We start from the raw sequence: 14,686 nt of genomic DNA on the forward strand, positions 1-14,686 counted from the left end.
AAGAGTCAGCACACAAACTAGCATCTGTTGTGTGCTGGCGGTACAATGGCCGACTGGCTTAAGTTTAAGTCGGAAACGAAACACGCAGTTTAACAAGGTATACGATAGCAATGAAGCACAGTTCTGCTGAACACCCTCTTGCCCATCTTAATTTGGGTCAAGCCACCACTTATCCAGAGCAGTACAACGCCGGTCTTTTACAGCCAGTACCGCGGCAACTTAATCGCACTCCGATCGGTATCGATGAGGGCCAGGAACTGCCGTTTCACGGCACGGATTATTGGACTGGATACGAGCTCTCGTGGTTACAAGAGAATGGCCTACCACAAGTTGCGATTGGCTATTTTGAGGTGCCAGCAGACAGTCCGCATTTGATTGAGTCGAAATCTTTCAAGCTCTATCTGAATAGCTTCAATGCCAGTCATTGGCCGAGCTGGACAGACGTCGAGCAAGCTATCGCGCGCGATTTATCACGCTGTGCCGGCGCACCGGTACAAGTGAAATTGATGCCGCTGCGAGCACCGCAGCATCAAATTGCAGACTGGCAAGCCACCTCAATAGACGACGCTTCAGTCGCTATCGACAGTTATGATTACAACCCAGAGCTTCTCCAAGCAGCAGGTCATGAAACCGTCACAGAGACACTTTACACTGACCTCCTGAAATCAAACTGTTTGATCACCAATCAACCGGATTGGGGATCGCTTTTTGTCCATTATCAGGGACAAGCCATCGACCACGCCAGTTTGCTGCGCTATATTGTTTCGTTTCGCAACCATAATGAGTTCCATGAACAGTGCGTTGAACGTATTTTCATGGATCTAAGCCAACGCTTCGCTTTGGAAAAGCTTAGCGTCTACGCGCGCTATACGCGCCGGGGCGGATTGGACATTAATCCTTTCCGCTCAAACTTTGAGGCGGCTCCGAACATGAATAGATTGAGTCGTCAGTAAGCAAGATAAGAAAAAGAAGGAACGATAAACGAATGAGAATTACTATTTCTCCACGGGGCAGCATGAGTCTGCTGTCACAATTAGAAATTGACCGACTCCAACAATCAAGCGACGAACAACTGTATCGACTTTTCCGCAATTGCTGCTTAGCGGTATTAAACGCCGGCAGTAACACTGACAGTAGTGAAGAGATATTTAATAAATACGAAGATTTCGACGTTAACGTCATTAAGTGCGAACGAGGGGTACAACTCGAGCTTGTCAATCCTCCAGAGGAAGCCTTTGTCGACGGCAAACTGATTGCCGGTATGCAAGAGCTGGTTGAAGCTGTACTACGTGACATTTTGTTCACCGGCGAACGCTACAACGCACAAACGCTTGATAGTGCGGATACGCACACCCTCACCCACGTGGTCTTCGATATTTTGCGTAACGCGCAGGTGGTGCAGCCGAATTTAGAGCCGAACATGATTGTCTGTTGGGGCGGCCACTCGATTAACGAAATTGAGTATAAATACACCAAAGAAGTCGGCTATCACCTAGGTTTACGTGCTTTAAATATTTGTACCGGTTGCGGTCCTGGTGCCATGAAAGGTCCCATGAAAGGCGCTACCATCGGCCACGCAAAGCAACGTATTGCCGACGGTCGTTATTTAGGCTTTACCGAGCCGGGTATCATCGCTGCCGAGCCGCCGAACCCTATCGTTAACGAACTGGTCATCATGCCGGATATCGAGAAACGTCTCGAGGCCTTCGTACGTTGTGCGCACGGTATTGTGATTTTCCCAGGTGGTGCAGGTACTGCCGAAGAGTTGCTTTATATTCTCGGCATCCTGATGCACCCAGCCAATGAAAAACAAGTGTACCCGTTGGTACTAACTGGCCCAGCGAGCAGTAAAGGCTATTTTGAAGCGATTGACGACTTCATCGTAGCGACCTTAGGTGAAGAAGCCCGTGAGCTCTACACCATCATTATTGATGATCCGGTAGCGGTCGCTCGCCACATGTGTAAAGGCACCCATGAAGTGAAGGAATATCGCCGTGAAACCGGTGACTCCTACTGCTTCAACTGGACCTTGCACATCGATGAGCCGTTCCAACGTCCGTTTGCGCCGACCCATGACAATGTTGCAGCGTTGAATTTACATCGCGAACAAGAACCGCAGTTGCTTGCCGCCGACCTACGTCGTGCGTTCTCAGCGATTGTTGCGGGTAACGTAAAAGACGAAGGTATCCGCGCCATTCGCGCCAAAGGTGTATTTGAAATTCATGGTGAAAAAGAGATGATGCGGAAGCTCGACGTATTGTTGCAGGCATTCGTCGAACAAGGGCGGATGAAACTGCCTGGTTCGGTCTATCATCCTTGTTATCGAGTGATTACCGACTAAAAGTAAGCGAGGCGCAGTTATGTCAAAAATGATGAAAATCATTTTAATCGGGTTTGTTATTTACCTTGGAATAACTGCGCTTATTCTCGCTGTTTACCAAGCGGATCCTGACAACATGAGTTGGCAGGAACGTGAGACTTTCAATTTAAAACAGATTGGCCGCCTTGACCTTGGTATTCCAAAAGAAGAAGTCATTCGCTTACTCGGCTCACCCGACATCAGCGAAGCCAAAGCCATCAACAGTGGTGAAGAACTGCTGATCTTGTTCTATCGCACGCACCACGTTAAGTCTGACGGCATCACCACCCGCGACGAATGTACACCGCTGTTATTCAAAAACGGCTCACTCATCGCTTGGGGTGCGGATGCGTACGAGGACTATCAAGACTTTTAATAGCTTAGGCTCTAGAGTTAAAGCCAGCGAATATGCACGGTGATTTCTTCACGATCGTGATAAAGCTGTTTGGCCTGTAACTCAAACTTACCGCGGCCATGCTCTTGCAAGGTTTCTTTGATGTGCTGTAAATACTCTGCCACGGCAGCGTAGCGACGTTTCATTGGCAACTTCAGATTAAAAATCGCTTCTTTACAGTCTTCTTGTAACAGCCAGTCAGTCATTAGCTCGCCGACACGCGCAGGCTTTTCGACCATGTCACAGACCAACCACGTCACATTTTTCTTCTTCGGCCGATATTTAAAACCGTCCTCTTTTATGTGCTTCACCTGACCGGTGTCCATTAAAGCTTCCGCCATTGGGCCATTATCGACGGCCTGTACCATCATGCCACGGCGGACAAGTTGGTAGGTCCAACCGCCGGGCGCAGCACCGAGATCAACTGCGTTCATGCCGGATGAGATCCGTTCTTCGCGCTCATGCGCTGGCACAAACACTTGGAAGGCTTCATCCAGTTTTAGGGTCGAGCGACTTGGCGCATCACTTGGCATACGCAAACGCGGAATCCCCATCAGCCACGGCGACTGGTTAAAACTGTAAGAAAAGCCAATCACCACTTCACTATTGCTTATAAAAAAGGCGTGCAAGGTGGGACGGCGATCGCTTTCTTTTGCGGTCATCCAGCCAATTTGTCGCAAGCCTTGACGCAACGGTACCGTGAACTTACGACAGAATTTGGAAAGTTCCTTACCGACATTCGTATCTGGGGTTTCGACGCGTAAGGAGCCGGCCGGTTTAATGCCAGCAAAGTTTTCTTCTATCGCTAAATCCAACAACCCAAGTTGCAACGCGGACACGCGATCTTGACTTGGCAAGTCTTTAACTTCCGCTAGAATGGCAATAAATTGGCGGGTAAAAATCAGCTCCTGCAGGAGTAATTTTTTGGCTAAATGCTCTGCTTCTTCGGCCGCACAGCGGTAGACCACATAACCTTGCTGCTGCTTGGTCTGACAATAACCATAGCTTCCTAGGTGGGCGGCTTTATCTTGGATTTCCGCCGCACAGTCACTTTCAAAGCCAGGACGGCAATAAGCAATAATTCCAGTCATCAAGTTGTTCGTCCTTTGCTTGCTATTTAGCTGCTCTACGCACGCGTTTTTGCATTCACTTTTTCGATAAAAGTACAGACCCGGTCAATCGCTGTTTGCCAAACTTCACGGCGTTCCAAGCCGCTGCGCTTGGTCGGCTCAAAGCTGTGATCACCATGAGCCAACCACTGTACTTCAACATTTTTCGGCAAACTGTACGTCGCGACTTCAGCAGGCTTACCGAAGCCATCACGCTCGCCTTGTAAAATAAGATTATGCGTACATTGGTTTGCTAAGTCATCCACGCGCAATTTGTCGGGCTTACCTAACGGGTGAAACGGGTAGCCTAAACCAATGGCAGCCTGCGCTTGCACCTGATCAGCGATCCGGAAGGCCACCCGCGCGCCCATGGACTTCCCCATGACAAACAGCGGCTTACTATCATCAAATTGGGCTGCTACCGTCTGCATGCAGTGTTCTAACTGCGCCATTGGATTCGGCGGACGCCTTACGCCAGTGTCCATAAACTTTTGCCAATAAGGAAAATTAAAGCGTACAACGTCAATGTCATGCAAAGCCAAGCCCAAGGCAAAATATTGCATGAAGTCACTCTGTAAGCCCGCGCCCGCGCCATGGGCAAACAAGATCCGCACGTGTCCATCGGGGTTATCGCGATGAACCGCCACCCGTTGTGCATCACTCATAGGCGTCCTCTTCCTCTTCGACGACTTGCAACAGCCAGTTGCGAAAGGTGGCGATTTTACCGATTTCTGACTGAGAGTCACGACAAACCAGATAAAAAGATTTTTCTCGAGGCAACACTTCAGGGAAAAGTTGAATCAAATGCCCGGCATCGATTTCGGGTTTCACCAGTACGTTATTAGCCAAGGCAATGCCCTGCCCGTGCACTGCGGCTTTGAGTGCCAAGTTAGAATGACTGAAAACCGGACCGTTATCGCCTTTATTTTTATCAATTCCCACGAGTTTGAACCAGTCCTTCCACGCGTTACGCGTTTCATCGTGCAACAACGTGTGGTTCAGCAGATCTTTGGGCTCCCGCAATGGCTTTGTACCATTGAGTAGCAAGGGCGAGCAAACCGGTAATAGATATTCATTATGCAGTTTGTAAGCCTTGAGCCCGGGCCATTTGCCTGCGCCATAGTAGATTGCAACATCCACGTCGTCCGTTAATGAACCATCAACTTCATCTACTGCGCGGATGCGCACATCGATTTCCGGATAGGCTTCGCGGAAACGGCTGAGCCTTGGTACGAACCATAAAATGGCAAAGCTTGGGGGTAAACTGATAGTAAGAGAGCCGCGCTCTGAGGCGCTTTTCAGACGCTCGGTCGCTTGTACCAAGTGGTCAAAAATCTCTTTCAATTCGAGGTAGTAGGTCTGACCTTCGGGGGTCAGCAGTAGCGAACGATTCCGCCGGATAAAAAGTTTTACCCCCAAAAACTCCTCAAGCGCCTTCACCTGATGGCTCACTGCTGCTTGCGTGACAAAAAGTTCATCTGCAGCGCGGGTAAAACTCAGATGCCGCGCCGCAGCTTCAAAGGCCTTAAGTGCATTCAGTGGGGGTAATTTTCTCATTATTTTCCGGTTAGAGTCGGACGCCTCCGTCTATTTCTATCACACGACCACTGAAAAAGTCATTTTCAATGATGTAACGCGCACTGTGAGCAATCTCATCAGGTTGCCCCCAACGACGCAACGGCACCATACTCAAGGCACGCTCGATCGCTTCAGGTTTCATAGCTGCAGTCATCGGCGTTTCGATAAAGCCAGGCGCAATCGCGCCGCAACGAATACCAAAACGACCCAGCTCGCGGGCCCACGTCACCGTCATCGCAACCACGCCAGCTTTGGTCGCTGCGTAGTTAGTTTGACCAATGTTACCTGCGCGCGCCACGCTCGAAATATTAATAATAACGCCGCCGTTACCGGCTTTGGCCATATGTGCCGACGCTTCGCGACCACACAAGAAGCTGCCGGTCAGGTTCACATCCAATACTGATTGGAACTGCTGCAACGGCATTTTATGTGTGATTTCGCCATCTTTGCATTTGATCAACATACCATCGCGCAAGATACCGGCATTGTTGATCAACACGTTGATGGCACCGAAATCGTCGGCAATGCTATTAAAAACTGCTTCAACAGCAGCTTCATCGGTGACATTGGCAACATAGCCTTTCACTTGCTTGGCACCTTTCGCCTGACAAACTTGCTCGGCTTCGCTCAAAGTTTCTTGATTCATATCGATCAAGGCCAACGCTGCGCCCGCAGCGGCAAAGTGTTCAGCCATTGCGCGGCCTAAGCCTTGCGCGCCACCCGTAATGACGATTGTGCTATTTGCTACTTCCATTGCCTGCTCCTACTTCTTGGTTTGTGGCGTAACATACTTGAAAATGCTCGAGAAGTCTTCTCGACCATGACCCAGTTGCGACCAACTGCGATACAAGTTCAGTGTCAGCGACCCCATCGGCGTGCTTGCGCCACAACGCAGCGCTGCCTGTTGGGCCAAACCTAAGTCTTTCGCCATCAGGTCGACTAAGAAACCGCCTTGATAATTATTGCTCGATGGCACACCTTCCATAACGTCCGGACACGGATTATAGACTTCTAAGGTCCAGTTGCGGCCTGAACTTTGCAGCATAATTTCTGACAGGACTTTTGGATCAAGGCCATGGGCAATACCCAATTGAAGTGCTTCTGAAGTGCCAGCCATCAACACAGACAGCAGCATATTGTTGCATATCTTGGCTACTTGCCCAGCGCCTGCATCGCCGGCACGGAAGACATTTTTACCCATGGCGTTCAAGACGTCACGAGCTTTATCAACCGCACTTTCGTCGCCGCCACAGATGAAAGTTAAGGTACCGGCTTTCGCACCACCAACACCGCCGGAAACCGGCGCATCAATGAAACGAATACCGTGGCCAGCAAGCTCAGCGCTTAGCTTCCGCGCTGTTTCGGCACTAATGGTACTGCAGTCAATCACTAAGGTGTCTTTGCTTAGCTTGTGCTGCAACCCTTGCTCACCTAAGTACACACCTTCGACATGATGATCTGCTGGCAACATCGAGACGACAAAGTCTGCGCCTTCGGTAACTTCAACCAACGCGCTGGCGGTTGCACAACCTGCTTCACGTGCTTGCGCTAATGCCGCGTCAGATAAGTCAAAAACCGTGACATCATGACCTGCCTTGACCAAATTAGCGGCCATCGGACCGCCCATATTGCCAAGACCAATAAAACCTACTTTTGCCATTATGATTCCCCTTTTGCTTTAGCTACCAAGGTCAGCTAATGGGTGTTCTTGTTGTTCCCAAGGCGATGTGAAGAAAGCATCCACCTCTTCTGCGCCAACCTCGCCGACATTGGCATGTTGCCATTGCGGCTGCTTGTCTTTGTCGATTAACAATGCCCGAATTCCCTCGGCAAAGTCACCACGCGTGGCACACTTCACTGATAAGGTCAGTTCGAGACGGAAGCAATCGGCCAATTGCAGGTCTTTGCCAAAATGCAACTGGTTCCAAACAATGTGTGCTGTCATCGGGCAGCCATGAGCAAGGGTTTTCGCCGCACGGCTCAACCATTTGTCATCGTTTTCAATAGTGGTAATCGCATCGACGACCGCTTCAATATCAGCACCAGAGGTCAACTTCTTGATTAAATCGTGATGCGGTTCAACCTGTGCTGCCGGACGTAATTTACTGTCCTGTTCACCCACTTGGCTAAGTACATCAGTGACCTTTTGCTGATTCAAACTTTGCGTTTCGCCCCACTGAATCGCCGCAAGAGCATCTAACACTTGGTCTTTATGCTCCCGACCAACAAAATGATCGGCTAACTTCAAAAACAAAGCATCGCTGGCATTCATATGCGCGCCGGTTAAGCCAAGGAACAAACCACAGCCTTCGGGCATGGTATTCAGAAAGTGCGTCGCGCCAACATCAGGATACAAACCGATCGTAATTTCTGGCATCGCCAGCAATGAGGTTTCCGTCACAACCCGGTGGCTCGCACCGTTCATGAGCCCCATGCCACCGCCCATTACAATACCGTCTGCCCATACGATGAAAGGCTTTGGGAAACTATGAATAGTGTAATCGAGACGGTATTCCTGACCGAAAAAGTCAGCGACTTCGTCAACCAACTCACCTGGCTGTTCCTTCATTGCTTTGTACATGGCAACGATATCGCCACCGGCACAAAAAGCTTTTTCGCCAGCACCTTCGAGCCAAACGCAAGCGATATCGTCATCCCCCGCCCAAGCGTCCAACTGCGGTTGCAGCAGTTGGATCATATCGAGACTCAAGGCGTTCAGTGACTTCTCTGAGTTCAGTCGGGCGATACCGATGCGTTTTCCGCAATCGGTTGCACGTTCTTCAAATTGCACTACGCTCATGCGTACTCCTTCGCTAGTTGACTTGCTTATAAAATGGCGCGGTCGATGTCAGCTAATAAGCGACGACCAATGATAACCCGCATAATTTCGTTGGTGCCTTCCAAAATCTGATGCACACGTACATCACGCACATGACGCTCGAGCGGGTACTCTTTGATATAACCGTAACCGCCATGAATTTGCAGTGCTTCGTTACACACTTGGAAACCAACGTCGGTGGCAAAACGCTTCGCCATCGCACAGTAGGTGGTTTTATCCGCGTCGTTGTTATCGACTTTAAAGGCTGCTAAACGAACCATTTGGCGCGCCGCAACGAGTTCGGTGGCCATATCGGCAAGCTTAAACTCCAACGCTTGGAATTGACCGATGGCCTTGCCAAATTGAGTACGCTCTAACATGTAGTTACGCGCAGTCTCCAGTGCCGCCTGCGCGGTACCGACTGAACAGACAGCAATATTAATACGTCCGCCGTCGAGGCCCATCATGGCGAATTTAAAGCCTTCGCCTTCTTCACCAAGTAGGTTTGCCGCTGGAATACGAACATCTTCAAAGGTAACCAAGCGCGTCGGTTGTGCGTTCCAACCCATCTTCGCTTCTTTCTTACCGTAGCTAATGCCCGCTGCGTCAGCTGGGACAACAAAGGCAGAAATACCTTTCGGTCCAGCTTCGCCGGTGCGTGCCATAACCACTAAGACATCAGTGCTACCGGCACCTGAAATAAACATTTTTGAGCCGTTCAAAACGTACTCATCACCGTCTTTTTTCGCCGTGGTGCGCAAACTGGCCGCATCTGAACCTGAACCAGGCTCAGTTAAGCAGTACGAACCAAGTTTTTCGCCAGTGACCAGTTCCGGAACCCACTGTTCAATGACTTCTGGCTTAGCAAACGAGCCGATCATCCAGCTCACCATGTTGTGAATGGTCATCATTGCCGTGGTGGCGGTACAGCCCATCGCTAACTGTTCAAAAATAAGCGCGGAATCAAGACGGCTCATACCAAAACCGCCCGCTTCTTCTGGGGTATACATGCCCATAAAGCCCATTTCACCCGCTTTTTTGAACACTTCTAGCGGGAAATGTGAGGTTTCATCCCACTCAGCTGCGAAAGGAGCTAATTCTTTTTCCGCAAATGCCTTGGCGGTATCGACAAACGCTTGTTGGTCGTCAGTTAAATTAAAATCCATGCCTCACCTCTTACTTCAAGTGGATGGTCATATTAGGGCCGCTGGCATCGGCGATATCGCTCTCGAACCAACGTGCTGTAATGGTTTTAGTTTCGCTGTAGAAGCGCACTGCTTGTTTACCATAGGCATGCAGGTCGCCGAAGAACGAGCCTTTCCAACCAGTGAATGAGAAGAATGGTAGTGGCACCGGAATTGGAATGTTGATACCAACTTGGCCCACTTCGACTTCGTGCTGATATTTACGTCCAGCTGCGCCACTAGCAGTAAAAATTGAGGTACCGTTGCCGTATGGGTTGGCATTGACCAACTCAATAGCCTCTTCAAGCGTATCTGTGCTGGTCGCGCACAACACCGGCCCAAAGATCTCATTTTTATAGATTTCCATGTCGGTGGTGACGTCACTGAACATGGTTGGGCCGACCCAGTTGCCGTTCGGGAAACCATCAACCTGACAATCACGACCATCAACGAGCAGGCTCGCGCCTTCAGCTTGACCTTGCTTGATATAGTTTTCGACGCGCTGCTTCGCTTGTGGGCTGATCAACGGACCGTATGCGGCCTCTTTATCATTCCACGCGCCTGGGCGCACTTTCTTGAGTTCTTCCGCTACTTCAGGGATCCAGTCTTTTGCAGCACCAACGAATACGGCAACTGAAATCGCCATACAACGCTGACCGGCTGCACCGACAGAAGCGCCGACCAAATTGCTAATCACTTGGCTCTTGTTGGCATCAGGCATGATGACACAGTGGTTTTTCGCGCCAGCAAAGGCTTGTACGCGCTTCATGTTTTCCGTACCACGGCGATAGATATACTGACCTACTGGCACTGATCCAACAAATGAAATCGCCCGAATCGCTGGCTCATCAAGAATAAAATCAACCTGATCTTTAGCGCCATGAATCACCTGCAAGACGCCTTTTGGTGCGCCTGCTTGTTCGAACAACTCAACCAAACGGGTCGGCGTCAGCGGATCTTGCTCAGATGGCTTCAAGATGAAGGTGTTACCGCAAGCAATCGCAAGTGGGAACATCCATAGTGGAATCATCGCTGGGAAGTTAAACGGGGTGATACCTGCACACACACCAAGCGGCTGCGTGTAGCTGTAGGTATCGATACCGCGAGCAACGTTTTCAACGGTTTCGCCCATCACCAACGACGGAATGTTCGCCGCGTGCTCAACCACCTCGATACCACGCCAAACATCGCCCTTGGCGTCGTCAAAAGTCTTGCCGGTTTCACTGGCGAGGATTTCAGCGATCTCGTCGTGATGCTCTTTCAGCAAAGCTTGATAGCGCATCATCACGCGCGCACGCTCGGACACCGGCGTCTCTTTCCAAGTCAGGAAAGCCTTCTTCGCACTCGCAACCGCAGCCGCCATTTCTTCGGTCGTTGCACAAGGTGCTTTAGCAATAACTTCTTGGGTTGCTGGATTAGTGACATCAATCCATTTGTCAGTTTTCGATTGCACGAATTCGCCATCGATATAAAGGGGGACCTGTTGCGTCATGGAAATAACCTCATGTTCTGTTTTTAATGACCCGTATTTAAGCACTGAACGGGTCGCTTTAACATTGACGATTTTGCCCCTATAATGGACAAAATTGTTATTTGTCGTGTTTTTAACCTAATCGTGGGCCTAAAGCTTATGAGCCAACCTTCAGCGTGGCCTTTACCCTCGGGAAGTTCGCGGGTGGTCATGCCCCTTGAACTCATCGAGTTGCTAGCGCAACACCCGCTTACTCGGCATCTTTACCCGCTCGCTTATGGCCATTATCTTGCTGCCCAGGGGCATCAAGTCGAGCGCCAGCACCATACCGATCATTTGCTGATTTTTTGCCATCAAGGGCGCGGACATTACCGCATTTTGACGCCTCAAGGTCCTGTTACAGGCACGCTTGAAGCGGGTCAATTATTACTCTTACCCGCCGGTTTTCCGCATAGTTATCAGGCCAGTGCTACCGATCCTTGGAGCATTTATTGGGCGCACTACAGCGGCAGTTCAGCGGCAAGCAGCATGGACTTCCTTGGTCTTTCGGCGAGCACCGAAGCCCCCCGTTTTGTACTTACGTTGCAGGCCTGGCAAAGTCTTTTGCCAATTGTCACCACGCTGCTTAATTTACAGCATCAACGCTGGCAACGACATAATGCCGTGATAGCCGCTACCCTTCTGCAACAACTCCTCGCGCAGTTACCGCAACTCGCGGAACAAGCGCAGCAGCATCATGGTTTTGACCTACTTGCGCTCGAACGGTTCATGCAAGACAATAGCCACCGCGACCTTGATTTGCAGGACCTTGCTGCCGTCGCCGGCTTATCGCGCTACCATTTCGCAAAAAAATTTAAAACTGTTACAGGCACTTCGCCGATGCGCTACTTCAATGAACTTAAAATCAAACTCGCCTGTCGGCAGTTAGACACCAGTACCGCAACCGTGCGAGCTATTGCGCAAAACCTTGGCTTCGATGACCCGTATTACTTTTCGCGCCTATTCAAAAAAGTCATGGGCGTCGCCCCGAGTGACTATCGCGATAGTCATCAACCACATTCCCCTCATTCGCAACTTCATCAGTCGCAACCTTAGGAGCAGCTAGCCATGTGGATACTTTGGGCCGTCACTTTACTCTGGGCCGCCAGTTTTTCTCTCATCGGCGAGTTTTTAGCCGGCAATGTTGACGGTTATATCGCTGTATTTATCCGAATGGCCTTAGCACTATTGCTGTTTCTACCCTTGTGGCGCCCACGCCGTTTGCCAGTCACCAAACAAGCGTCGCTTGCCGCTATTGGTGCCGTACAAATTGGCGTCATGTATTTATTGCTGTACCACGCGTTCTTGTATCTGAGCGTCGCCGAAGTGTTGCTATTCACGATTTTCACACCGCTGTACGTAACCCTTATCGACGATGTCCTGTTTCAACGTAAACACTTACCCTTACGTTGGTGGCTCGCCGCCGGATTAGCCGTACTCGGTGCTGCGGTGATCCGCTTCAACACACTAAGCGACGACTATCTTATTGGCTTTCTCCTTATTCAAGGAGCGAACCTGTGCTTTGCCGCTGGGCAGGTCTGCTACAAGCGCTTACCGCTTGGCAACGCACGCAATCAGATGCATGTTTTCGCCCTATTTTTCATCGGCGCCACCATCGTTACCGGCGCCGCAATGCTCAGCTTCGCCAACTTCGATTTGCAACCCAGCACGCCACTGCAATGGACAATTCTGCTCTGGCTCGGCCTGGTCGCGTCAGGTGTTGGCTACCTTGCTTGGAACCTTGGTGCCAAACGAGTTAATACCGCACAACTCGCGACCATGAACAACATGCTGATCCCCGCCGGGCTACTGGTCAACTTCGCTTTCTGGGGGCAAGACGTCAATTGGCTGCGCCTTGTACTCGGAGCCGCTATCCTAGCCGGCTCCGTCTATCTCGCCTCGCGTCGGCCAGCGACTTAAAGCATCTCCACTGCAACGGCGACGGCTTCACCACCACCGATACACAATGACGTGACACCACGCTGTTTGCCTTGACGTTTCAGGGCATGCAGCAAAGTTACCAACAAACGCGCACCACTAGCACCAATCGGATGCCCTAAAGCGCAAGCGCCGCCGTGTACATTCACCTTAGCGTGATCAAGTTGCATCTCTTGGATGGCTAGCATGGTCACCATGGCAAAGGCTTCATTGATTTCCCACAAGTCGACATCGTCTTTCTGCCAACCGACACGCTCCAACAACTTGGTCATCGCGCCGATAGGCGCCACAGTAAACTCGGCCGGCGCTTGCGAATGGGTCGCATGGCCAAGTACTCGTGCTAACGGCTGAAGGCCACGCGCTTTAGCATCACTTTCACGCATCAACACAAGTGCCGCCGCACCATCTGAAATTGAACTAGAGTTGGCTGCAGTAATGGTGCCGTCTTTGGCAAAAGCCGGACGTAAACCAGGAATTTTCTCTGGCATCGCTTTACCAGGTTGCTCATCGATACTGACCGTCACCTCGCCTTTGCGGGTGCTATAGGTCACGTTGACGATTTCATTGGCAAACGCACCTTCGGCAATCGCCTTTTGCGCACGATTTAACGATTCAATCGCAAACGCATCCATCGCTTCGCGATCAAGTTTGTAATCGTCTGCTGTGCCTTGCGCATAACAGCCCATCGCCTTACCTTCGTAGGCATCTTCCAAGCCATCCAGCATCATATGGTCGTAGATGGCATCATGCCCCATGCGGTAGCCCGCACGCGCTTTTTTCAGCAAATAAGGTGCGTTCGACATGCTTTCCATACCACCCGCAACCACCACGTCAGCCGAACCGACGTGCAGTAAATCATGCGCAAACATCACCGCCTTCAAGCCCGAGCCACACACCTTGTTAATCGTGGTCGCACCGGCACTTTGCGGCAACTCAGCATACAAGCTGGCTTGGCGAGCAGGCGCTTGACCAAGCCCCGCCGGCAGCACGTTACCCATAATGACTTCACTGACATCACTGGCCTGTAGACCACTCTCTGCCAATGCTGCTTTGATTGCTGTAGCACCTAGATTTGGCGCATCTACAGCACTCAAGCTTCCTTGAAAACCACCCATTGGCGTGCGTTTCGCCGCCACAATCACCACAGAATCAGACATAAAAACTCCTAAACATAAAAGCGTTGCTTGATGTTCGCTATTTGCATGCTCACTGCGTTCGCTTTTCGTTGAAACAAAAATCAAAAACGCTCTAGGTTTAAATGGTTTAAACGAAGAACGAACAGCGAGGAACGAACAACGCTCTGCGCTTTTAACCTTTACGTTAACGTCAACTTGATTTAAGCTTAACGCTCTACCACTACCGAATGCAAGCAAAAATGAACGATACCACCACCTACAGCATCGGCGAATTGGCACGGGAATTTGACATTACCACCCGTAGCATTCGCTTCTACGAAGATCAGGGCCTACTGACACCGAGTCGGCAGGGACAAACGCGCCTGTACACCAATAAAGACCGCGTGCGCTTGAAGCTCATCTTGCGTGGCAAGCGCCTGGGTTTTTCACTTGCCGAAACCAAGCGCTTGTTTGATCTGTATGACATGGAAAACAGTAGTGCTCGACAGTTACAAACCATCTTTGAGCTGATTGATGAGAAGCGTGCTTCGCTACATCAACAGCTGGAAGACATCAAAGTTATTTTAGTGGAGCTGGGCAACCTCGAAGAGCGTTGTCGTGATGAGTTAAACGAGTTGCAAAACGCCGCAGCCCAACCAGCCAAAGTTAGCCAGGAGTAGT

Annotated in this window: 15 protein-coding genes; 6 read left to right on the forward strand and 9 right to left on the reverse strand. The window is 50.5% G+C overall.

The window, feature by feature from the left end; all coding sequences use genetic code 11:
• Positions 1-110: 110 nt before the first annotated feature.
• From queF to CWE21_RS02475, 3 genes are read left to right on the forward strand one after another with little or no spacing between them, the layout of a single operon-like run.
• Positions 111-953 (forward strand): NADPH-dependent 7-cyano-7-deazaguanine reductase QueF, encoded by an 843-nt coding sequence (gene queF / locus CWE21_RS02465; protein WP_126832809.1) that lies wholly within the window; start codon positions 111-113, stop codon positions 951-953.
• A 32-nt stretch (positions 954-985) separates the two neighbouring features.
• Positions 986-2,341 (forward strand): nucleotide 5'-monophosphate nucleosidase PpnN, encoded by a 1,356-nt coding sequence (ppnN, locus tag CWE21_RS02470; protein ID WP_126832811.1) that lies wholly within the window; start codon positions 986-988, stop codon positions 2,339-2,341.
• A gap of 19 nt (positions 2,342-2,360) precedes the next feature.
• A complete protein-coding gene (locus CWE21_RS02475; protein ID WP_126832812.1) occupies positions 2,361-2,735 on the forward strand; it encodes a DUF3192 domain-containing protein in 375 nt (124 codons plus the stop codon).
• Positions 2,736-2,752: 17 nt separating this feature from the next.
• Here the strand turns inward: CWE21_RS02475 and rlmM are convergent, their stop codons facing one another.
• Genes rlmM through CWE21_RS02515 form a run of 8 tightly spaced genes read right to left on the reverse strand, consistent with a single transcriptional unit; the run spans position 2,753 to position 10,934 of the window.
• Positions 2,753-3,844, reverse strand: coding sequence for a 23S rRNA (cytidine(2498)-2'-O)-methyltransferase RlmM (gene rlmM, locus CWE21_RS02480; RefSeq protein WP_126832814.1), 1,092 nt, complete (start codon positions 3,842-3,844; stop codon positions 2,753-2,755).
• 35 nt (positions 3,845-3,879) lie between these two features.
• On the reverse strand, positions 3,880-4,527 hold the full coding sequence (locus CWE21_RS02485) for an alpha/beta family hydrolase (RefSeq protein ID WP_126832816.1): 648 nt from the start codon (positions 4,525-4,527) through the stop codon (positions 3,880-3,882).
• Positions 4,520-5,422: a transcriptional regulator GcvA gene (locus CWE21_RS02490; RefSeq protein WP_198675049.1), complete on the reverse strand. Its 903-nt coding sequence runs from the start codon at positions 5,420-5,422 to the stop codon at positions 4,520-4,522. Before CWE21_RS02490 ends, CWE21_RS02485 begins: the two co-directional genes overlap by 8 nt.
• A gap of 7 nt (positions 5,423-5,429) precedes the next feature.
• A complete protein-coding gene (locus CWE21_RS02495; protein ID WP_126832820.1) occupies positions 5,430-6,194 on the reverse strand; it encodes an SDR family oxidoreductase in 765 nt (254 codons plus the stop codon).
• Between the two features lie 9 nt (positions 6,195-6,203).
• Positions 6,204-7,100 carry a 3-hydroxyisobutyrate dehydrogenase gene (gene mmsB / locus CWE21_RS02500; protein ID WP_126832822.1) on the reverse strand — a complete coding sequence of 299 codons (897 nt, stop codon included), beginning with the start codon at positions 7,098-7,100 and terminating at the stop codon, positions 6,204-6,206.
• A gap of 18 nt (positions 7,101-7,118) precedes the next feature.
• Positions 7,119-8,240, reverse strand: a complete 1,122-nt coding sequence (locus CWE21_RS02505; RefSeq protein ID WP_126832824.1) for an enoyl-CoA hydratase/isomerase family protein — start codon at positions 8,238-8,240, stop codon at positions 7,119-7,121.
• A gap of 26 nt (positions 8,241-8,266) precedes the next feature.
• Complete coding sequence (locus CWE21_RS02510) at positions 8,267-9,424, reverse strand: acyl-CoA dehydrogenase family protein (protein ID WP_126832826.1); 1,158 nt, start codon at positions 9,422-9,424, stop codon at positions 8,267-8,269.
• 10 nt (positions 9,425-9,434) lie between these two features.
• On the reverse strand, positions 9,435-10,934 hold the full coding sequence (locus CWE21_RS02515) for a CoA-acylating methylmalonate-semialdehyde dehydrogenase (protein ID WP_126832827.1): 1,500 nt from the start codon (positions 10,932-10,934) through the stop codon (positions 9,435-9,437).
• Positions 10,935-11,072: 138 nt separating this feature from the next.
• Here CWE21_RS02515 and CWE21_RS02520 point away from each other — a divergent pair, with 138 nt between their 5' ends.
• Both CWE21_RS02520 and CWE21_RS02525 read left to right on the forward strand, forming a co-directional pair.
• A complete protein-coding gene (locus CWE21_RS02520; RefSeq protein WP_126832829.1) occupies positions 11,073-12,008 on the forward strand; it encodes a helix-turn-helix transcriptional regulator in 936 nt (311 codons plus the stop codon).
• Positions 12,009-12,020: 12 nt separating this feature from the next.
• The gene (locus tag CWE21_RS02525; protein WP_126832831.1) at positions 12,021-12,872 is read left to right on the forward strand and encodes an EamA family transporter; all 852 of its coding nucleotides are present in this window, start codon (positions 12,021-12,023) and stop codon (positions 12,870-12,872) included.
• Here the strand turns inward: CWE21_RS02525 and CWE21_RS02530 are convergent.
• Positions 12,869-14,047, reverse strand: a complete 1,179-nt coding sequence (locus CWE21_RS02530) for an acetyl-CoA C-acyltransferase (protein ID WP_126832833.1) — start codon at positions 14,045-14,047, stop codon at positions 12,869-12,871. The genes CWE21_RS02525 and CWE21_RS02530 overlap by 4 nt on opposite strands.
• 218 nt (positions 14,048-14,265) lie before the next feature.
• Between CWE21_RS02530 and CWE21_RS02535 the strand changes: the two genes are divergently transcribed.
• Complete coding sequence (locus CWE21_RS02535) at positions 14,266-14,685, forward strand: MerR family transcriptional regulator (protein ID WP_126832835.1); 420 nt, start codon at positions 14,266-14,268, stop codon at positions 14,683-14,685.
• Position 14,686: the final 1 nt, after the last annotated feature.

This window comes from Pseudidiomarina aquimaris (genome assembly GCF_003987395.1).
GTDB lineage: Bacteria > Pseudomonadota > Gammaproteobacteria > Enterobacterales > Alteromonadaceae > Pseudidiomarina > Pseudidiomarina aquimaris.